At 71.3% G+C, this 19,775-nt stretch carries 15 protein-coding genes; 4 read left to right on the top strand and 11 right to left on the bottom strand.

Annotation, left to right across the window (positions count from 1 at the left end; all coding sequences use genetic code 11):
• Nucleotides 1–16 precede the first annotated feature (16 nt).
• A complete protein-coding gene (locus IF655_RS10475; RefSeq protein WP_199583864.1) occupies nucleotides 17–2,167 on the bottom strand; it encodes an ATP-dependent DNA helicase RecQ in 2,151 nt (716 codons plus the stop codon).
• Between the two features lie 333 nt (nucleotides 2,168–2,500).
• Between IF655_RS10475 and IF655_RS10470 the strand changes: the two genes are divergently transcribed.
• Nucleotides 2,501–3,121: a hypothetical protein gene (locus IF655_RS10470; protein WP_018547365.1), complete on the top strand. Its 621-nt coding sequence runs from the start codon at nucleotides 2,501–2,503 to the stop codon at nucleotides 3,119–3,121.
• Between the two features lie 221 nt (nucleotides 3,122–3,342).
• On the opposite strand, the gene IF655_RS10465 is transcribed toward IF655_RS10470, so the two are convergent.
• The 5 genes from IF655_RS10465 to IF655_RS10445 form a co-directional block, all read right to left on the bottom strand.
• Entirely contained in the window at nucleotides 3,343–3,975 is a 633-nt protein-coding gene (locus IF655_RS10465; RefSeq protein WP_199583863.1) for a hypothetical protein, read from the bottom strand.
• A gap of 68 nt (nucleotides 3,976–4,043) precedes the next feature.
• Entirely contained in the window at nucleotides 4,044–4,745 is a 702-nt protein-coding gene (locus IF655_RS10460; protein ID WP_199583862.1) for a ribonuclease HII, read from the bottom strand.
• Nucleotides 4,746–4,862: 117 nt separating this feature from the next.
• Nucleotides 4,863–5,768 carry an ADP-ribosylglycohydrolase family protein gene (locus IF655_RS10455; RefSeq protein ID WP_199583861.1) on the bottom strand — a complete coding sequence of 302 codons (906 nt, stop codon included), beginning with the start codon at nucleotides 5,766–5,768 and terminating at the stop codon, nucleotides 4,863–4,865.
• Nucleotides 5,769–5,873: 105 nt separating this feature from the next.
• A complete protein-coding gene (locus IF655_RS10450) occupies nucleotides 5,874–6,533 on the bottom strand; it encodes a histidine phosphatase family protein (protein ID WP_199583860.1) in 660 nt (219 codons plus the stop codon).
• An 80-nt stretch (nucleotides 6,534–6,613) separates the two neighbouring features.
• Complete coding sequence (locus tag IF655_RS10445) at nucleotides 6,614–7,219, bottom strand: YdbC family protein (RefSeq protein ID WP_199583859.1); 606 nt, start codon at nucleotides 7,217–7,219, stop codon at nucleotides 6,614–6,616.
• Between the two features lie 147 nt (nucleotides 7,220–7,366).
• On the opposite strand from IF655_RS10445, the gene IF655_RS10440 reads away from it, so the two are divergent.
• Both IF655_RS10440 and IF655_RS10435 read left to right on the top strand, forming a co-directional pair.
• Nucleotides 7,367–7,900 carry a TerD family protein gene (locus IF655_RS10440; protein WP_199583858.1) on the top strand — a complete coding sequence of 178 codons (534 nt, stop codon included), beginning with the start codon at nucleotides 7,367–7,369 and terminating at the stop codon, nucleotides 7,898–7,900.
• A 351-nt stretch (nucleotides 7,901–8,251) separates the two neighbouring features.
• Nucleotides 8,252–9,538 (top strand): hypothetical protein, encoded by a 1,287-nt coding sequence (locus IF655_RS10435; RefSeq protein ID WP_199583857.1) that lies wholly within the window; start codon nucleotides 8,252–8,254, stop codon nucleotides 9,536–9,538.
• Between the two features lie 115 nt (nucleotides 9,539–9,653).
• Here the strand turns inward: IF655_RS10435 and IF655_RS10430 are convergent, their stop codons facing one another.
• Together IF655_RS10430 and nrdR are read right to left on the bottom strand one after the other, a co-directional pair.
• Nucleotides 9,654–12,548 carry a vitamin B12-dependent ribonucleotide reductase gene (locus tag IF655_RS10430; protein ID WP_199583856.1) on the bottom strand — a complete coding sequence of 965 codons (2,895 nt, stop codon included), beginning with the start codon at nucleotides 12,546–12,548 and terminating at the stop codon, nucleotides 9,654–9,656.
• Between the two features lie 160 nt (nucleotides 12,549–12,708).
• Nucleotides 12,709–13,260 carry a transcriptional regulator NrdR gene (gene nrdR / locus IF655_RS10425; protein ID WP_199583855.1) on the bottom strand — a complete coding sequence of 184 codons (552 nt, stop codon included), beginning with the start codon at nucleotides 13,258–13,260 and terminating at the stop codon, nucleotides 12,709–12,711.
• A 629-nt stretch (nucleotides 13,261–13,889) separates the two neighbouring features.
• Here nrdR and lexA point away from each other — a divergent pair.
• Nucleotides 13,890–14,669: a transcriptional repressor LexA gene (lexA, locus tag IF655_RS10420; RefSeq protein WP_199583854.1), complete on the top strand. Its 780-nt coding sequence runs from the start codon at nucleotides 13,890–13,892 to the stop codon at nucleotides 14,667–14,669.
• 128 nt (nucleotides 14,670–14,797) lie between these two features.
• Here lexA and IF655_RS10415 read toward each other — a convergent pair whose 3' ends face one another.
• From IF655_RS10415 to IF655_RS10405, 3 genes are all read right to left on the bottom strand, one after another.
• The gene (locus IF655_RS10415) at nucleotides 14,798–16,774 is read right to left on the bottom strand and encodes an ATP-dependent DNA helicase (RefSeq protein ID WP_199583853.1); all 1,977 of its coding nucleotides are present in this window, start codon (nucleotides 16,772–16,774) and stop codon (nucleotides 14,798–14,800) included.
• Nucleotides 16,775–16,948: 174 nt separating this feature from the next.
• Nucleotides 16,949–17,578: a GNAT family N-acetyltransferase gene (locus IF655_RS10410; RefSeq protein ID WP_199583852.1), complete on the bottom strand. Its 630-nt coding sequence runs from the start codon at nucleotides 17,576–17,578 to the stop codon at nucleotides 16,949–16,951.
• Nucleotides 17,579–17,651: 73 nt separating this feature from the next.
• The gene (locus IF655_RS10405) at nucleotides 17,652–19,613 is read right to left on the bottom strand and encodes an IucA/IucC family siderophore biosynthesis protein (protein ID WP_199583851.1); all 1,962 of its coding nucleotides are present in this window, start codon (nucleotides 19,611–19,613) and stop codon (nucleotides 17,652–17,654) included.
• Nucleotides 19,614–19,775: the final 162 nt, after the last annotated feature.

Below are 19,775 nucleotides of genomic sequence, written 5' to 3'. Positions count from 1 at the left end.
GGACCGCCGCAGCCCGCTACCCACCCACTCCCAACACCAACGGCAGAACCCCCTCCGCCCCCGCCTGCCGCAGCAGCCGCGTCGCCACCGCCAGGGACCAGCCCGAGTCCGTGTAGTCGTCCACGAGGAGGACCGGGCCGGGGGTGGTCGTGAGGGTGGAGGTGAGGGCGGGTGGGACGGTCAGGGTGGAGGTGAGGGTGCGGAGGCGTTGGGCGGAGTTGCTGCGGGGGGTGGGGTGGTCGTCGGTGAGGGTGAGGGTGCTGAGGAGGGGGAGGCGGCCGATGCGGGCGACGCCTTCGGCGAGGGAGGTGACGAGGTGGGGGTGGGTGCGGGAGGGCATCGCGACCACGCCGACCGGGCGCGGCGTAGCGTCCGGTGTGCCGCTCGCCCAGCCGCCCGGTGAGCGGGCCCAGTCGGCGAGCACCGTCACGACGGCGGAGAGGACGTCGTCCGGGACCGGGCCGTCGGGTGACTGGGGTGACAGGAGGGGGCGCAGGCGGTTGCCCCAGCCGATGTCCGAGAGCCGCCCGAGTGCGCGGCCGACGGCGGCCTGCTGGCCCGCGGGGATGCGGCCCTTGAGGTCGACGCCGATCGCGGGCATGCCGGTGGGCCACATCCGGCGGGGCTCGATCTCGACGCCGGGACGCTCCAGTTCGCCCCGTGCCGCCGCGAGGGCGTCGGGGGCGACGGCGGAGTCGAGCCAGGGTCCGGCGCAGTTGTCGCAGCGGCCGCAGGGGGTGGCCTTCTCGTCGTCGAGCTGGCGTTGCAGGAACTCCATCCGGCAGTCCGAGGTCGTGACATAGTCCCGCATGGCCTGCTGTTCGGCCTCGCGCTGGTGGGCCACGCGCGCGTACCGCTCGGCGTCGTAGGCCCACGGCTGCCCGGTGGCGATCCAGCCGCCCTTCACACGCTTGACCGCGCCGTCCACGTCCAGGACCTTCAGCATGGTCTCCAGCCGGGAACGCCGTAGCTCCACCAGCGGCTCCAGCGCGGGCAGCGACAGGGGGCGGTCCGCCTGCTCCAGGACCGACAGGGTGCGCCGTACCTGCTCCTCGGGCGGGAAGCCGACCGAGGCGAAGTAGGCCCAGATCGCCTCGTCCTCGCGGCCGGGCAGCAGCAGGACGTCGGCGTGCTCCACGCCTCGGCCCGCGCGGCCCACCTGCTGGTAGTAGGAGATCGGGGAGGAGGGCGAGCCGAGGTGGACCACGAAGCCCAGGTCCGGCTTGTCGAAGCCCATGCCGAGGGCCGAGGTCGCCACCAGGGCCTTCACCCGGTTCGCCAGCAGGTCCTCCTCGGCCTGCAGCCGGTCCGCGTTCTCGGTCTTGCCCGTGTAGGAGGCGACGGGATAGCCGCGCTGGCGCAGATAGGCCGCGACCTCCTCGGCCGCCGCCACCGTCAGCGTGTAGATGATCCCGGAGCCCGGCAGATCGCCCAGCCGCTCCCCCAGCCAGGCCAGCCGGTGCGCGGCGTCCGGCAGCTTCAGGACGCCGAGCCGCAGGCTCTCCCGGTCCAACGGCCCACGCAGCACCAGGGCGTCCGCGCCGCCGGTGCCCAGTTGCTCGGCCACGTCGGCCGTCACGCGCGCGTTGGCGGTCGCCGTCGTGGCCAGGACGGGCACGTCCGTCGGCAGTTCGGCCAGCATGGTGCGCAGCCGTCGGTAGTCGGGCCGGAAGTCGTGCCCCCAGTCGGAGATGCAGTGCGCCTCGTCGACCACCAGCAGACCGGCCGTGGCAGCGAGCCTGGGCAGCATGTTCTCGCGGAAGTCCACGGAGTTCAGGCGCTCGGGGCTCACCAGGAGGACGTCGGTCTCGCCGCGCTCCACCTCCTCGTGGATGGAGTCCCACTCCTCGGGGTTGGCCGAGTTGATGGTGCGGGCGCGGATGCCGGCCCGCTCCGCCGCCTCGACCTGGTTGCGCATGAGCGCCAGCAGCGGCGAGACGATCACCGTGGGACCGGCGCCCCGGCGGCGCAGCAGCGCGGTGGCCACGAAGTACACCGCCGACTTGCCCCAGCCGGTGCGCTGCACGACCAGCGCCCGCCGGTGCTCCTCCACCAGCGCGGCCACCGCCTGCCACTGGTCCTCCCGCAGTTGCGCCGCGCCCTCCGGGGCGCCGACCAGCTCGGCGAGGACGGCATCGGCTTCGGCGCGGAGCTTGAGATCGTCCATGCCTCCATGCAACCCGATGGCACTGACAATCGGCGAATCCGGGCGGCGTGACACACCCCCTCGCGCGCGGGCGTCGGCGCCGGGGCGCGGAAAGGGCGCGAAACGGTCGCCCGAGGCGTCGGCGGTGACCGCCGGGGGTAGGGATATAAGTAACGCACCACCAGATAACCGTCGGCGGCCCCAATTGCTCGTTGCCGCATCCAAGTTCGACAGGAAGAATTGAAGTCCGCTCCCCGCACGGCTCGCCCGTGTTCCGGCTGGGCTTTACTGCGGTGCGCGCTCCCCCGAATCCGACCTCGCCCGCAGTGTGGGCGCGTAGCCGAAGGGAGGAACGTGACCTTCGGATTCGCCTCGTCCTCGGCGGCCTCGTTGTCGACGTCCGTGACCGCCGCTTCCGCCAGCCGTCTGCTCGAACCCGCCGAGTGGGCCGCCGCCGGAATCCCGCTGCTGCGCAACCCGCGCGAGGTCGTGGGCGGGCTGCACGTCCGCCATCGTCCCAGACCGTCCACGGCCGTCGTCGCCGTGCTCGATCCGGACGAACGGCTCTGCGCCAGCGCCTCGTTCACCCGTCGTCCCGCCCCGGCCGACGGCTGGATGTTCCGCAACGCCCTGCTCGACCAGTTGCGCCGGATCATCCCGCACGATCTGCGCCGCCGCACCCCGGTGCGCACCGCCGTGCTGCTCTACTGCCGCGAGGGCGAGGCGCGTTGGACCGAGGAGGACGGTGCCTGGATGTGGGGGCTGCGCGACGCGTGCACGCTGCACGGGCTGCGCTGTGGCGCCTACATCACGCTGACCCAGGAGGGCTGGCAGGTGCTCGGCGAGGGACGCGGGGGGCGTAGTCCCCACGCCCATTCGGCGCCGGAGGCGTTCGCCCTGTCCGAGGTCCCGCCGCTGGCACCGCGCACCGGGGGTCCGGTCTCCGAGGTGCTGCGCCGGGCGGCGGCCCGCTGACCTGGGGTTCACGGCAGTACGACCGCGAAACGGCGGCGGCACAGCGCCGCCGCCGGAACGACATCGCGCACCATGAACAGCAACACACCATGAACGCGAATCGCCGTCCGGTGGCCGTCCCCACGACGGGGGACGGCCACCGGACGGCGGTCCGGGCACGGCGGAGACCGCAGGACGACGCGGACGCCACCGGAGCGACCGACGGCCCGTGCCGCTCGGGGTCAGACCCCGGCGCCCAGGACCGCGTTGATCTGCTGCGGGTCGCCGCAGACGATCAGCAGAGCTCCGGCCCGGGAGTGGGCCGCGGCGAGGGCGCCGGTGGCGGCTTCGGTGCTGCCCCCGTTCACGGCCACGACGACCACGGGACGGACGGCGGCGCGGGCGGCGAAGGTCGCGTCCGTGTAGAACACGTCGTCGCCCGCGTCGTGCTGCGCCCAGTAGGACGCCTCACCGAAGGACAGTTCGTGCTCGGTCCACGGGTGCTGGGAGCCGGTGGTGATCACCAGCACCTCACCCGGGGAACGGCCCGAGTCGAGCAGCAGGTCCAGCGCCTCCTCGGCGGCGTCGAGCGCACCCTCGGCCGAAGCCGGGATCAACTGGATCTGCGGGGTCGCCGCGGGAGCGGCGGAAGCGGCCGGGCCCGACGGGCTCGGCTTGGCCGGAGCCACGTCACGCGGCATGCGCTGCACCGGCGGTGCCGGCCGCGGAGGGCCGGGACGACCGGGGCGGGCCGAAGCCGCGGGGCGGGGGCCGGGTACGGGGCGAGGGGTCGGCGCGACGCGGCCGGTGGCCGCCATGGCGCTGGAACCCTGGGCACTCTCGTGAATCTGAGGCTCCTCGGGAATGAGAGGCATGAGCTGATTTTTATCAAACGTTGAAACGACACCGACGTCCGGGTGGCACATCAGTGCGGGCGGAACCGTCAGAAGTCGAAGCCGAGCTGGCCTTCGATCTTCGGAGGGCCTCCGTCGGCCCAGTTGCGGGCCTTCTTGAGGTGCCGCCACTGGGGCAGCGCATCAAGATACGCCCACGACAGGCGGTGGTACGGGGTGGGGCCCCGCTCCTCCAGTGCGGCCTTGTGCACGGGTGAGGGATACCCGGCGTTGTCCGCGAATCCGAAGTCTGCATGGCCGGCACCGAGTTCGGCCATCATTTTGTCGCGCCGCACCTTGGCGATCACCGAGGCCGCAGCGACGGCCACGCACGACCGGTCTCCCTTGATCACCGTGCGCACCCGCCAGGGAGCGCCGAGGTAGTCGTGCTTGCCGTCGAGAATCACGGCGTCGGGACGCACCGGGAGCGACTCCAGGGCCCGTACGGCGGCCAGGCGCAGCGCGGCGGTCATGCCCAGGTCGTCGATCTCCTCGGGGGAGGCGTGGCCCAGGGCGTAGGCCGTCACCCAGGTCTGGAGTATCCCGGCGAGTTCCGTACGCCGCTTGATCGTGAGCAGCTTGGAGTCGGTGAGTCCCTCGGGCGGACGCCGGAGTCCGGTGATCGCGGCGCAGACCGTGACGGGCCCGGCCCAGGCGCCGCGTCCCACCTCGTCGACGCCGGCGATGACCTTCGCTCCGGTCGTGGCGCGCAGGGAGCGCTCGACGGTATGAGTGGGTGGTTCGTACGGCATGGCGCCCTTAGCGTACGCCGCCCGGCGAGGGCCGCGACACCCCGCCCCTCCCCTACGGGGTCCCGGGCGGCCGGGGCCGGTTCGTACGGCCGCTGAGGCAGCCGTAGTCCGGTGCCGTCAGCGGCCGTCGGGCACCCACGCGGGCAGTTGCTCGGTCCGCTGCGACCACGTCCTGGGCGGGGCGCCCGCCGTGCCCGCGGCCAGGACGCCGCCGACGATCGCGCAGGTCGTGTCCACGTCGCCGCCCACCTGGGCCGTCGTCCAGAACGCCCGCTCGAAGTCGGTGAGGGCACGGGCGGCGGACCACAGGGCGAACGGGACGGTGTCGTGGGCACTGGTGCGGCGGCCGCAGCCGAGGACGGCCGCGACGGTGGCGGCGTCCTCGTAGTCGAGCATGTCCCTCGCACGCCTGAGACCCGCCTCCACGGCGCTTCTGGGCACCAGGGCGATGACGCCGTCCAGGAGCGTCTCCGGGGTCGGCGGGCCGTCCGGGGAGGCGGCCAGGGCTGCCGCGGCAGCCACCGCCATGGCGCCCGCCACCGCTTCTCGGTGCTGGTGGGTGGGGTAGGCGGAGATCTCCGCCTGGTGGGTGGCCTGCTCAGGGTCGTCGGCGTACCAGGCGCCGAGCGGGGCAATCCGCATCGCGGCGCCGTTGCCCCAGGAGCCCTGCCCCTGGAAGAGCCGGGCGGCCAGCTCGCGCCAGTCGGCGCCCTCGCGGACGAGGCGCAGCAGCCGGTTCACGGCGGGGCCGTAGCCGCGGTCGAAGTCGTGGTGGTGGGCGAAGGAGTGGGCCAGGGCGTCCTGGTGGACCCGGTCGTGGGCGGCGAGGACGGACACGACCGAGCAAGCCATCTCCGTGTCGTCGGTCCACTGCCAGAGTCCGTCGGGCAGTTCGCGCCGCTTGAGCAGCGGGTGGTTCACCGGGACGAAGAACTGCGAGCCGAGCGCGTCGCCCACGGCGAGTCCGCGCAGGCTGGCCAGGGCGCGGTCGAGGCGCCCGGAAGAGGAGGATTCGGAGGTCATCTTCGGCCAGCCTATCCGTGGACCCGTTGTTCGATCATGCGATATTCGGCGACGCGGCAGCGGGAGCCGTGCCGTGCCCTGCGACCCCGGCAGCCGGGTGTGCCCTCAACCGCCGATCCAGTACGGCACCGGTTCGCGCCAGCGCTCGAAGGGGCGGTCGAGCGCGTACTTGCCGTTCTCCCCGAGAACGAGCATCCGCAGCTCGGCGTTCCCGGGATTCGACAGAGACTCGAATTCGGACACGGTCCAGTGGAACCAGCGCATGCAGAACAGCCGCATGGCCAGGCCGTGCGTCACCAGGAGGACGTTCGGCGGGTGGTCGGGCTCCTCGAAGCTGCGGAACAGGCTCTCCAGGAAGCCGCCGACCCGGTCGTACACGTCGGCGCCGGACTCCCCCTGCGGGAAGCGGAAGAAGAAGTGGCCGTACGCGTCGCGGTACGCCTTCTGGAGGCGTACGTCGCCGCGCTCCTGCCAGTTGCCCCAGTCCTGCTCGCGCAGCCGGGGCTCCTCGCGCACGCGTATGCGCGCGGGATCGAGGTGGAAGGAGTCCAGGGTCTCGTGGGTGCGGCGGTACGGGGAGACGTACACGCTCACGCGTTCGTCGCCGACGATCTCGCGGAGCCGCTCGCCGGTGTGCTCGGCCTGGCGTCGGCCGCGTTCGGTCAGGGCGAGGGCGTGGTCGGGCTCGCGCTCGTACACGGAGTCATCGACGTTGCCCGTTGACTCGCCGTGCCGGACAAGAATGATGCGCCGTGGTCGTGCCATGCCAGCACCCTAGATCGCGCCGGGGACGGTCGCGCACGCATACCGGCTTCATACGGCGTAGGTCACATGGTTCGGGCGTCTCAGACCGTCCAGGACGGCTCGAGTTCCACGATGTCGCCGGAGAGGGCGGCGATGTCCGCCTCGGTCTGGGCGCGCAGGGCGAGGCGCTCCACGCGTTCGGTGCGGTACTTGCCGTGCTCGGCGGCCGAGCGCCACATGGACAGCACCAGGAACTCGTGCGCGGGTGCCTCGGCGAACATGCCCCTGATCATGCCGGGCGAGCCCGCCATGGCGGGGTTCCAGACCTTCTCCTGCATGAGGGTGAAGTGCTCGACGCGCTCCTCGTGCGCGCGGCAGAGGGCGACCCGGATCAGGTCCGCGTCGGTGAACCGGGGTTCGAAGCCGGTCTTCACGTCGAAGCGGTACTCGAACAGCTTGACCTGGCTGTCCTTGAACGTGCCGGACTGCGACGCGGCGAGGCGGTCGTGCGAGCGCGCCATGAAGGAGTCGTAGAAGGCGCGGCTCTCCCAGAAGGCGAAGATGTGTGCCACGCCCGGCCGGTGCCGGCTCCAGCCTCCGCCCTGTCCCCGAAATCCCGGCTCCCCCAGAAGCCCCGCCCATTTCCGCTGTCCCCGTTCGAACCCCCGGCGGTCCACGACGGTGCAGCGAATCCACTTGACCAGCACTGCGCCATCGTAAGGCCACGGGACGTGGCGTCGGTCACGCTCCGGCTCATATCCCCCGCGCGGGCGCCCTGTTCGCGTGGCAGGATGAACAACGAGCCATATTGCAGCGGAAGTTGAGAAAGCGGACCTTCGGGAGAGGGGAAACCTGTGACCGGATTCGGCAAGGGAATCCGCGGTGTCGAGGTGGCGTTGAAGTGGAACCCCAGTCCCGCGGGACGGCCACCCTCCGACCTGGACCTCATCGCCGCGACGTACACGGCGGACGACACCCATGGCGAACCCGCCCACCTGGTGCACTTCGACAGCCGCTCCCCCGACGGCACGATCTTCCTCAACCGCGACAGCCCGGACGGCAAGGGCTTCGGCTGGGACGAGGTCATGACCCTCGAACTCCACCGCCTCGCCCCCCGCTACGCGCGCGTGGTGGTCGGCGTCGTCATCCGCCAGGACGACGGACCTCTCACCTTCACCCGGATCCTCGCCCCCGCCCTGCGCGTCCGCACCGGCTACACGGTCCTCGCCGAGGACGACTTCACCGCCATCCCGGACGCGACGGCCGCCACGGTCGCGGAGTTCACCCGCGACGACCTGGGCGAGTGGGCGTTCCGGGCGGGCGTCCATGGCTTCACGGAGGACCCGACGGCGTTCACGCGGGTGATGGGACGAGTGCGGGGAGTCTGACGCCGGGCTGAAGGAGTAAGGGGCGACGGCAAGGGTCGTCGCCCCTTACCTCGCGTCTTATGACGTTGCCCGGTCCCGAACCGCCTGCGAAGATCACCGCATGATCAAGCGAAAGGACAACCGGGCCCTCGTCCGGTGAGCCACTCCCCTTCATGGGACCTGGGCGGCACTCTCAGCGGTCGTCCCTCCCTCTACAGCCACGCCCTGACGGTCCGGCACGACCAAACGGTGCCGCCGCGACACCAGCCGCTTCCTCGGACAGCATCGAAGCCGAGGCGTCACGCCAAGGACGCCGCCGCGCGGACGGTCGCCGCCGCCACACGGCTGATCCGTTCCGGTGCCGAGCGCTCGGTGGCGTCAGTCCTGGACACGCAACTGCGGCGCATGGTGTGGCGCAAGCACGAGCGCGCCGTCGAAGCCGCGCTGCGGGCGCGTTCTCTTCCGCCGGACCGCCTGCGCCAGTTGGGCCGTTGGTTCGCGACACACGGTGAGCACCCCAACGCCGTCCGGTTCGGCATTCTGCTGCTGGGCATCGCCGGGACCGACGACGACCGCAGCGTCCTGACAACGCTGGGTGTGTTCTGGGCGTTCTCCACCGAGTGCTGTGAGGCATTGGTCCGTTCCCAGACCGATCCTCGTCGGGCGCTCTTCGACCTGGCCCGGCGGGCGGAAGGCTGGGCCCGCGTCGACGCCGTCCGCCGACTCGACGGCACCTCCGATCCCGACATCAAGGAGTGGCTGATCCGTGAGTCGTGCACGGATGACGTCCTGGACAGCTACTTCGCACTGACCGCCGCGCGAGTCGGCGACCTCGCGGGTGCCCTGACCCGCGGTACGCCGACCGAGAAAACCATGGACGGCGCGGGCAGACTCCTGCAAGCGCTCACCGATGTGGACGGACCAGGATCGGAGCTGGCTTCGTACGACGATGCCCTGTCGGCGCTGAACGGCTATCTGCACCAGACCACGGCGGAAGGCGTCACGTTGCGGCGGCTGCCGCCGCTCCTGTCGATCGACCGGTATCTGCAGAGTCCCTACGTGAACAGAGCACGCCGGGACGAGCCCGAGTGGCGGCACCTACGGCACCGTTACGCACGCCTGATCGCCGATCCGGCGACACGGGAGGTCGTCCTGGACGGCGTCGCCGCCGACGACCCGGTCACCCTCCGTCACGCGGCATGGGTCGCACGGCAGATGCACATCCCCGTCCGCCCCGCATTGCTGCGGGGTGTGGAAACGACTCCGTACGACAGCACCATGTGGTTCCTGCTCGTCGACGGGTGTCCGAGCGAGGACATCGCGCCGGTCGTCTCGGCGGCGGTGCGTCTCCTGCCCCTGCGGGACCTGCGCACCGGCCCGACACCCGAAACGGGTCTGGGCAAGGAGTTCGCGATCGACAGTCTTCTCGACATGGTCGTGAGCCGACTGGACGAGCACCCCGGCCATGGCTGGGAGTTGCTGGAGACCGCCCTCGACAACCGCACGAGCCGGAATCGCCGTATGGCCCTCAAGGCGATCCGGGCATGGCCGACCGACGCCCTTCCGTCCACGGCTCGCGAGACCCTGCTGGCCGCGGCAGCGCGAGAGCCTCTCCCCGATCTCCGGTCGGAGATGGAGCGAGAGGCGGGGCGCCTGTGAGTCGGTGACGCTGGCATCGGTGACGGCCGGGCGGTGAAACGCCGCAGGGCGGGGAAACCTCGTGGGAGATTTCCCCGCCCTGCGGGTCAGTCGGCGCCCCTCAGGGCGTCACCGCTTAGCTGCAGCCGCTGGTCGAGCCGCAGCCCTCACAGATGTAGCAGGAACCGGCTCGCTGCATCTTGGTGCCGCAGGAGAAGCAGAGCGGGGCGTCGGCCTGGATGCCGAGCTGCATCTCGACGAGTTCGGCGCTGGTGTGGGCCTGCTTGGGAGCGGGCTTGACCGACTCGGCCTCGGCCTTGGGCGTCGCGACCGCCTTCAGCTCGGTCTGGCGCGGGGCGGACTGGGCCAGACCCTCGACGTCGACCTCGTCGTCGGCCGGCTCGTAGGAACCGGTCTCCAGGTGACGCTGACGCTCCTCGGCGGAGTGGATGCCGAGCGCGGAGCGGGTCTCGAAGGGCAGGAAGTCCAGCGCCAGGCGGCGGAAGATGTAGTCGACGATCGACTGCGCCATCCGCACGTCCGGGTCGTCCGTCATACCGGCAGGCTCGAAGCGCATGTTGGTGAACTTCGAGACGTAGGTCTCCAGCGGCACGCCGTACTGGAGACCGACGGAGACGGCGATGGAGAAGGCGTCCATCATGCCCGCGAGCGTCGAACCCTGCTTGGACATCTTCAGGAAGACCTCGCCGAGACCGTCGTCCGGGTAGGAGTTGGCGGTCATGTAACCCTCGGCGCCGCCGACCGTGAAGGACGTGGTGATGCCGGGACGGCCCTTGGGCAGGCGCTTGCGGACCGGGCGGTACTCGACGACCTTCTCGACCGTCTCGCGGATGGTCGCCTCGGCCTTCGCGGTCACCTCGGCCTTCTCGTCCTCCTTCTTCTTGGCGGAGAGCGGCTGGCCGACCTTGCAGTTGTCGCGGTAGATCGCGAGCGCCTTGACGCCGAGCTTCCACGCCTCGAAGTAGATCTCCTCGACCTCCTCGACGGTCGCCGTCTCCGGCATGTTGACCGTCTTGGAGATGGCGCCGGAGATCCACGGCTGGATCGCGGCCATCATGCGGACGTGGCCCATCGGGGAGATGGCGCGCTCGCCCATGGCGCAGTCGAACACCTCGTAGTGCTCGGCCTTGAGACCCGGGGCGTCGATCACATTGCCGTGCTCGGCGATGTGGGCGACGATCGCCTCGATCTGCTCCTCCTGGTAACCCAGGCGGCGCAGGGCCTGCGGGACCGTGCCGTTGACGATCTGCATCGAGCCGCCGCCGACGAGCTTCTTGAACTTGACCAGCGCGAGGTCGGGCTCCACACCGGTGGTGTCGCAGGACATCGCCAGACCGATGGTGCCGGTCGGGGCGAGCACGGACGCCTGGGAGTTACGGAAGCCGTTCTGCTCGCCGATGCGCACGACGTCCTGCCACGCCTCCGTGGCGGCGGCCCACACCGGGCTGTCCAGGTCGTCCGTGCGGACGGCCGTGGCGTTGGCGTCGGCGTGCTGCTTCATGACGCGCTTGTGGGCGTCGGCGTTGCGGGCGTAGCCGTCGTACGGGCCGACGATCGCGGCCAGCTCGGCGGAGCGGCGGTAGGCGGTGCCCGTCATCAGGGAGGTGATGGCGGCGGCGAGCGTGCGACCGCCGTCGGAGTCGTACGCGTGGCCGGTGGCCATCAGCAGGGCGCCGAGGTTGGCGTAGCCGATGCCGAGCTGGCGGAAGGCGCGGGTGTTCTCACCGATCTTCTCGGTGGGGAAGTCCGCGAAGCAGATCGAGATGTCCATCGCGGTGATGACCAGCTCGACGACCTTCTGGAAGCGCTCGCTCTCGAAGGACTGGTTGCCCTTGCCGTCGTCCTTGAGGAACTTCATCAGGTTCAGCGAGGCGAGGTTGCAGGACGTGTTGTCCAGGTGCATGTACTCGCTGCACGGGTTCGACGCGGTGATCCGGCCGGACTCGGGGCAGGTGTGCCAGTGGTTGATCTGGTCGTCGTACTGGATGCCCGGGTCGGCGCAGGCCCAGGCCGCCTCCGCGATCTTGCGGAACAGCGCCTTGGCGTCGACCTCCTCGATGACCTCACCGGTCATGCGGGCGCGCAGGCCGAAGTTGGTGCCGCCCTCGACCGCCTTCATGAACTCGTCGTTCACGCGGACGGAGTTGTTGGCGTTCTGGTACTGGACGGACGTGATGTCGTCGCCGCCCAGGTCCATGTCGAAGCCCGCGTCGCGCAGGACGCGGATCTTCTCCTCCTCGCTGACCTTCGTCTGGATGAAGTCCTCGATGTCGGGGTGGTCGACGTCGAGAACGACCATCTTGGCCGCGCGGCGGGTGGCGCCACCGGACTTGATGGTGCCGGCGGAGGCGTCGGCGCCCCGCATGAAGGAGACCGGGCCGGAGGCGTTGCCGCCGGAGGAGAGCAGCTCCTTGGAGGAGCGGATGCGGGACAGGTTCAGACCGGCGCCCGAACCGCCCTTGAAGATCATGCCCTCTTCCTTGTACCAGTCGAGGATCGACTCCATGGAGTCGTCGACGGACAGGATGAAGCAGGCGGAGACCTGCTGGGGCTGCGGCGTGCCGACGTTGAACCAGACCGGGCTGTTGAAGCTGAAGATCTGGTGCAGGAGGGCGTAGGCCAGCTCGTGCTCGAAGATCTCGGCGTCGGCGGGCGAGGCGAAGTACTTGTAGTCCTCACCGGCCTTCCGGTACGTCTTCACGATGCGGTCGATGAGCTGCTTGAGGCTCACCTCGCGCTGCGGGGTGCCGACGGCACCGCGGAAGTACTTGCTGGTGACGATGTTGACCGCGTTCACCGACCAGAAGTCGGGGAACTCGACGCCACGCTGCTCGAAGTTGACCGAGCCGTCGCGCCAGTTGGTCATGACGACGTCGCGATGCGCCCACTCGACCTCGTCGTACGGGTGCACGCCGGGGGTCGTGTGGATGCGCTCGATACGCAGTCCCTTGGTGGCCTTGGTGCCCTTCGCCCGGGAACCTCGTGCCGGACCGCTCGCCGTCTCTGTCATGCCGCCTCCCTGTCGGGCAAAACGCCCTGAAGTGCCCCGATGTTCCCAGGGCACGTGTTCTGTCTTGCGTCGCGGGCACCTTCGGCGCCACCCGCGACAGGTCTTCGTGAGCCGCCCTCCGGCCGGGCTCCGGGATCGTTCCCGTCCTCCGGCCGGCCGGTCATTCGGCGGCGTGCGCGGGCAACGGGACCTGAGGGGTCCTCGGCTGCCCGGCTTCGTCCTCCTGGCGCCCCGCTTCCGTGTCCTCGCCGTCCGCGGCGGGGCCGCGCGTCGTCTCCCTCAGCTCCGCGATCGCGGCCTCGAAGTCATCGAGCGAGTCGAACGCCCGGTAGACGGAGGCGAATCGCAGGTAGGCGACGAGGTCGAGCTCCTGCAGCGGACCGAGTATGGCCAGTCCCACGTCGTGGGTGGTCAGCTCGGCGCTTCCGGTGGCCCGTACCGCCTCCTCGACCCGCTGCCCGAGCTGGGCGAGCGCGTCCTCGGTGACCGGCCGTCCCTGGCATGCCTTGCGCACGCCGTTGATGACCTTGGTACGACTGAACGGCTCGGTGACTCCGGACCGCTTGACCACCATGAGCGAGCACGTCTCCACGGTCGTGAAACGACGGGAGCAGTCAGGGCACTGGCGGCGCCTGCGGATCGACGTGCCGTCGTCGGTCGTACGACTGTCGACCACACGGCTGTCGGGGTGCCTGCAGAAGGGGCAGTGCATGATCTCCAACCCTCCTCACAGCAGACTCGATGGCCTCGCCGGACCTCAGGAGCCCCGCGAAGCAGCACCTAAGCATAGGCGATCGCGGAGGCGCGGAAGACCCCAGGACCGGCAACGAACACAACTTGTGGGTATCTGTAGCCATCCAACCACTACATGTGGGGATCACCTCGAACACCGAGGCAGATACGCGTGTCGCCGCGCGAAAACGGGTACAGGGCGGGCGCGGAGCCGTTCCGAGGGGACACGCGGGGCTGCTGCGCGACCTGGGAAGAGGCCCCGGGCTACGGTGAACACCGCTCGGAACTCCCTGCGCGCGGGCGTCCGGCTCCGACCTGCAGCGGGACCCCGGGAGGGGGTCGACCGGGGGCTCCGCCGAGGTCCGACATGACCCGGAAGCCGCCGGTAGAACCCCGGATGGCACACTGGTCGGCGCGTGCGAGGGCGCCCGCCCGGTGGTGAAGAGTACAGCAATGGGCATTTTGCCCACCGGGAGCGCGCAAGCCATACACCTGGACACTTGATCGCGTCAGCCGAATCGCGCTTTTTCACTCGAACGTGTGTTTGGCGCAACCTTTCGAAAGCAACTACCGTTGTGCAGCGAGGGAGACCGATCGAGAGGGGCCGACGTGACCACCACCGCCGACAGTGCCACCATCACTGCCCAGGGCCGAGCCGACGGCCGGACCGAGCCGGTGCACGCGATGAACGAAGCCGCGAATCCCGAGGGACAAAAGCGCTCCCTGCCCGGACGACCTCCAGGCATCCGCGCGGACAGCTCGGGACTCACCGACCGGCAGCGCCGGGTGATCGAGGTCATCCGGGACTCGGTGCAGCGGCGGGGCTACCCGCCGTCCATGCGCGAGATCGGCCAGGCCGTCGGCCTCTCCAGCACTTCCTCCGTCGCGCACCAGCTCATGGCACTGGAGCGCAAGGGCTTCCTGCGCCGCGACCCGCACCGCCCGCGCGCCTACGAGGTGCGCGGTTCGGACCAGGCCGTGACCGTGCAGCCCACGGACACGGCGGGCAAGCCGGCCGCGTCGTACGTCCCGCTGGTCGGTCGCATCGCGGCGGGCGGCCCGATCCTCGCCGAGGAGTCGGTCGAGGACGTCTTCCCGCTGCCCCGCCAGTTGGTCGGTGACGGCGAGCTGTTCGTGCTCAAGGTCGTCGGCGACTCCATGATCGAGGCGGCGATCTGCGACGGCGACTGGGTCGCCGTGCGCCGCCAGCCCGTCGCGGAGAACGGCGACATCGTGGCGGCCATGCTCGACGGCGAGGCCACGGTGAAGCGCTTCAAGCGCGAGGACGGCCACGTCTGGCTCCTCCCGCACAACGCCGCCTACGAGCCGATCCCCGGCGACGACGCGACGATCCTGGGCAAGGTCGTCGCGGTGCTCCGCCGCGTGTGACCCCCGCGGCGGACCGGGCCCCTCACAGCCCGTCCCCCTGACCGGGCCCCGGAACCCCTGCGCCGGTTCCGGGGCCCCTGCCTTTCCCCGCTGTGCCCGCTGTTCTGTACGGCTGGCGCTCCCTGCGCCTACTCGCCCTCCGCCTGCTTCGCCGCCGCGTCGATCGCCGCGAGCGACTTGCGCACCTGGTTACGGTCCGTCGTGTACCAGAACTCGGGCAGCGACGCCTTCAGATACTGGCCGTAGCGCGCGGTGGCGAGGCGCTGGTCCAGCACCGCGACGACGCCCCGGTCCCCGGTGGCCCGCACCAGTCGGCCCGCGCCCTGCGCCATGAGCAGGGCGGCGTGGGTGGCGGCGACCGCCATGAAGCCGTTGCCGCCCGCGTCCTCCACCGCCTTCTGGCGGGCGCTCATCAGCGGGTCGTCCGGGCGCGGGAACGGGATCTTGTCCATGACGACGAGCTGGCAGCTCGCCCCCGGCACGTCGACGCCCTGCCACAGCGACAGCGTGCCGAAGAGACAGGTCTTGGGGTCGGCGGCGAAGTTCTTGATCAGCTCACCGAGGGTCTCCTCGCCCTGGAGCAGGATCGGGAACTCGGGGATGCGCACCCGCAGCTCCTCGGCGGCGAGCTGGGCGGCCCGCATCGAGGAGAAGAGGCCGAGCGTGCGACCACCGGCGGCCTGGATCAGCTCGGTCAGCTCGTCCAGCATGTCGGCGCGGTCGCCGTCCCGCGCGGGGCGGGCGAGGTGCTTGGCGACGTAGAGGATGCCCTGCCGGGGGTAGTCGAACGGCGAGCCGACGTCGATGCCCTTCCACTGCGGCAGGTCCTCGCCCTCCTGCCCCTCGGGGGCGAGCCCCAGGGACGCGCCGACGCCGTTGAAGTCGCCACCGAGCTTGAGGGTCGCCGAGGCGAGGACGACGCTGCGGTCCGCGAAGAGCTTCTCCCTGAGCAGACCGGAGACCGACATGGGGGCCACGCGCAGGGAGGCGCCGAAGCGGTCGTGGCGTTCGTACCAAACGACGTCCCACTCCGAGCCGTTCAGTACCCGCTCGGCCACGCCGTGCACCGTCTCCACCGAGGCCAGCGCCTGCTTGCGCACCGCGTCCTCGTCCTGGACCGACTTGTCGCGGGTCGAGCCGAGCGCGGTGATGACCGTGCGGGCGGCGTCGCGCAGCGCGGCCAGGGCGTAGCCGAGGTCCTCCGGGATCTCCTCCAGGCGGCCGGGCAGCGCCAGCTCCATCAGCCGCTCGAAGCCCTCGGCTGCGGTCTGGAGCTGGTCGGCGGCCTTCTCGTTGACGAGCTTGGCCGCGCGGCGGACGGCGCGGTTGACCTGGCCGGGGGTGAGTTCGCCGGTGGCGGCTCCGGTGACCCGGGAGACGAGTTCATGTGCCTCGTCCACGATCAGCACCTCGTGCTGGGGCAGCACGGGGGCGCCCTCAATGGCGTCGATCGCGAGGAGGGCGTGGTTGGTGACGACGACATCGGCCAGCTTGGCGCGCTCGCGGGCCATCTCCGCGAAGCACTCGGCGCCGTAGGCGCACTTGGTCGCGCCCAGACACTCCCGCGAGGACACCGACACCTGCGCCCAGGCGCGGTCGGAGACGCCGGGGGTGAGGTCGTCGCGGTCGCCGTTCTCCGTCTCGTCCGACCAGTCGCGCAGGCGGAGCAGGTCCTGGCCCAGCTTGCTGGTGGGGGCGGCCGCCTCGAACTGGTCGAAGAGGCCGTCCTCCTCGTCCTGAGGCATGCCCTCGTGCAGCCGGTGCAGGCAGAGGTAGTTCGATCGGCCCTTGAGCATGGCGAACTCCGGGCGGCGCCGCAGCAGCGGGTGCAGGGCGTCCACCGTGCGCGGCAGGTCGCGCTCCACGAGCTGGCGCTGGAGTGCGAGCGTGGCCGTGGCGACGACGACCCGCTCCCCGTGGGCGAGCGCGGGCACGAGATAGCCGAGCGACTTTCCGGTGCCGGTGCCGGCCTGGACCAGCAGATGGGAACCGTCGTCGATCGTTTCCGCGACCGCTTCGGCCATCGTGACCTGGCCGGGGCGCTCCGTGCCGCCGACGGCGGCGACGGCGGCGTGGAGGAGTTCAGGGAGGGAGGGCTTCGTCATAGCCCGACCACCCTACGGCCCCCGACTGACAATCGGCCGACCGAACAGGGGACGGGGGCAGGGGGTGTGAGCACTGCGCTTTTCCCGGGCGAACTTTCTCGGATCTTTTTTCGACGGGGCGGAACTTGCGGGGATCGCCGCACGTACAACATGTGACGGACCGACGACCCTGCGTCACAGGAGCATGGGGTGGGTCCGGTCACGGATCATGAGGGCGGCCCGCTTGCCGGGCAGGTCGACCTCGGCGGCGCGCCGGAATCCGGCGCTCAGGAAAGCGGCCACGGAGGGGGTGTTGCGCATGTCCGGTTCCGCGACGACTCGGGTGCAGAAGGGACGGCGGTCCAGGATCAGGTCGGCGACGGCTGTGAGCAGGACCGAGCCCAGCCCTCGCCCGCGGTGGGAGGCGTCGCCGATCAGCAGGTGGATACCCGTGTCGTGAGGGCGGGCCGGGTAGTGCCGGGCCAGGGGGTCCAGGTCCGCCCGGTAGATCTCCCAGTAGCCGACGGGCGTGCCGTCCAGGACGCCCAGACACGGAGCGCTGCGTCCGTCGCCGTCGAGCTGTGCCCGCAGATGGCGCTCGGTCGTGCTCACGGGTCCGGCCAGCTCCCAGAAGGCGGCCACCGCGGGGTCGTTCATCCAGCGGTGGACGAGTGCGAGGTCCCGCGCCGGGCGCACCGGCACCAGCTCGAACCGGCCCACTGGGGTGGCGACCGCGCCCCAGGTGGCCGGGGCGTCGAGCAGGTCGTCGTCCGCCAGGAGCGGACCCGGCTCGCGCGCGGTGAGGAAGTCGCTTGTGGAAGACACCGGTTGCTCCGCTCTGGAAAGAGGGCGACTTACAGAAGAGAAGGAAGAAGGGGACGGACCTCGGAAAGAGATCTCAGGAATGGAGGGGATTGGCGATGGTGACGTAGACGGACTGCGTGTCGACCGGGCCGACCAGTTCGTCCAGGCCGTGCAGCCGGGTCAGCAGATTGGCCTTGCAGCGCAGGACGGGTGAGTCGAGGAGGTGGCCGGGCAGGGAGCTGCGCAGCGCGGTGGGTCCCGAGGCGGCGGCGTCCAGGAAGCGGCGGAAGGCGGCGAGCAGGAGACGTTCGTCGGCCAGGCGCTGCGAACCGAACGCGCCGATCAGACCGAACACGTTGTTGATGGCGAGGTAGTAGGCGAAGCGCTCGTCGGTGACCTCGTCGGAGACGAAGGTGTCGCTCTGCTTCCCGATCCCCGGCAGCCGGGCGTCGAGTTCGGCCCGGCGGGACTCGCGGAAGTAGTAGCCCTGGTTGTCACGGTAGCGGCCGCCTGCGGGCCAGCCGTCCCGGTCGAGCAGCAGCAGGGTGTTCTGCTGGTGGGCTTCCAGGGCGATCCCCGCCTCGCTGTCGAGCCACAGCACGGGACGGACGACCTGTTCGAGATAGCGCAGGAACCACTCCGCGGCGACGGCTCCCACGGGGCGGCCGGTGCGGGCGGCGAGGCGCGCGACGAGCCGGGCCAGCCGGGAGCGCAGCGGCCAGGGGTCCTGGGCCGGTGCGGCGTCGGTGCCCGGTGCGGCGAGCGGGCGCGGGGAGACCAGTCCGGCGACGCAGCCCGCGTCGTCGGCCGGGAGGAAGGGGTTGTGCCGGATCATCACGTCCAGCCCGGGCAGCGGCTGTCCGTCCGGGCCGTCCACGGCGAGCCAGGCCGGGTCGCGAACGATGTCGAACGAGGGGTGCGCGGCGCGCCACTGCTCGGACAGTCCCGTGCGCAGCAGGCGGTGCACCTCGACACCTCGGTGCAGTTCCTTGCGCAGGTTCTCGCGGCGGGAGTTGGTGATGCGCAGGCCGAGCGAGAGCTTGAGCATCGCGGGGGCGCCGGAGCGGTAGACGGTGCGGACGGAGGAGGTGGGATGCCAGTCCGGGCCCAGCGGGCCGAGGTCGCAGAGCAACCCGGCGTCGAGGAGTGCGGCGACGGCGGGGCGGTGCCGTAGTTCGCGGGCCTGCCAGGGGTGCAGGGGCAGGGCGGCGTAGTCCTCGGGAAGGGAGAGGTCGATTCCGGCGAGGCGCCGGGTGAGTTCGGCGGCGGTGACGGTGCGACCGCGCTCGGTCCAGGCCGAGTCGGCGGCGAGAAGGGAGGGGGACACGGCCATCCAGTGCAGCGGGAAGGAGCCGTGTGTTTCGGGGGCGTAGCGGCGGGCCTCGGATTCGGTCAGTCCCTCGCGGCCCTTGGGGGCCGGGTGCAGGGGGTGGCCGAGGAGGAGGGACTGTTCGGCGGCGAGGAAGAGGTCGGGTCCGTCGGCGGGGCGCTCGCGGCGTTCGCTCAGGAAGGCGGCGGTGTTGCGCAGCGAGTCGGCGACCCGGGCGACGAGGTCGGCGCCGTCACCGGCGGGCTGCGCGGGGCCGGAGGTGTCGCTGCTCTGTCCGGCTGCCTCCCGGGAGAGCAGTGCGGCGAGGGTCACCGCGTCGACGGGCGGCGCCAGTTCGGGGGCGCTGTCGAGGCGGGGCGCTCCGAAGCGGTGCCAGCCGGCCGGGGACCAGTGGCGGACGGGCACGGTCAGGGCGGTGCCGCTGGCGGGCAGCGGGACGTGCAGCGTGCCGTCGTCCGGGGCGGCGACGCCGGTCTCGCGGACCCAGCAGCGCAGCAGGTTCTCGACGGCCGCCGCCTGGGCGGCGGTGAGCGGGTCCGGGTGTTCCAGCGGGTCGGCGCCGGACTCCCCCGGCCGTGCGGGGTCCGGGGCGCGCCGCTTCTGCTGCGGGACGGCCTCGGCGAGCGGCGCCGGGGCGGGTGCGGGCGCGGGCGCGGGAGGTGTGCCGGGGTCGAGCGGTTCGTCGGGGGTCTCGGAACGGCCGTCGGGTGCGGGTGTGGCGGTCAAGACGGCTCCTCGGGGCTGTGCGGGTGTACGGGGTGGTTCGGGGTGGCGGTCGGTCAGGAGGGCAGGGATGAGGGAGTTGCGGCGCGGGGGTGGGGGCGTCCGGGTGTGGTCGCCCGTCCGTCGTGCGGCCGGGTCGGCGCGACGGTGGTGGTTTCCGGGTCG

Source organism: Streptomyces sp. DSM 110735 (genome assembly GCF_016482685.1).
Classification (GTDB): domain Bacteria; phylum Actinomycetota; class Actinomycetes; order Streptomycetales; family Streptomycetaceae; genus Streptomyces.
This window is presented reverse-complemented; position numbering and strand designations above follow the sequence as displayed.

Bases quoted from the DNA above. Each gene is read 5' to 3' on its own strand.
- IF655_RS10475 (WP_199583864.1), bottom strand. From the start codon at position 2,167: ATGGACGATCTCAAGCTCCGCGCCGAAGCCGATGCCGTCCTCGCCGAG.
- IF655_RS10465 (WP_199583863.1), bottom strand. From the start codon at position 3,975: ATGCCTCTCATTCCCGAGGAGCCTCAGATTCACGAGAGTGCCCAGGGT.
- IF655_RS10460 (WP_199583862.1), bottom strand. From the start codon at position 4,745: ATGCCGTACGAACCACCCACTCATACCGTCGAGCGCTCCCTGCGCGCC.
- IF655_RS10455 (WP_199583861.1), bottom strand. From the start codon at position 5,768: ATGACCTCCGAATCCTCCTCTTCCGGGCGCCTCGACCGCGCCCTGGCC.
- IF655_RS10450 (WP_199583860.1), bottom strand. From the start codon at position 6,533: ATGGCACGACCACGGCGCATCATTCTTGTCCGGCACGGCGAGTCAACG.
- IF655_RS10430 (WP_199583856.1), bottom strand. From the start codon at position 12,548: ATGACAGAGACGGCGAGCGGTCCGGCACGAGGTTCCCGGGCGAAGGGC.
- nrdR (WP_199583855.1), bottom strand. From the start codon at position 13,260: ATGCACTGCCCCTTCTGCAGGCACCCCGACAGCCGTGTGGTCGACAGT.
- IF655_RS10415 (WP_199583853.1), bottom strand. From the start codon at position 16,774: ATGACGAAGCCCTCCCTCCCTGAACTCCTCCACGCCGCCGTCGCCGCC.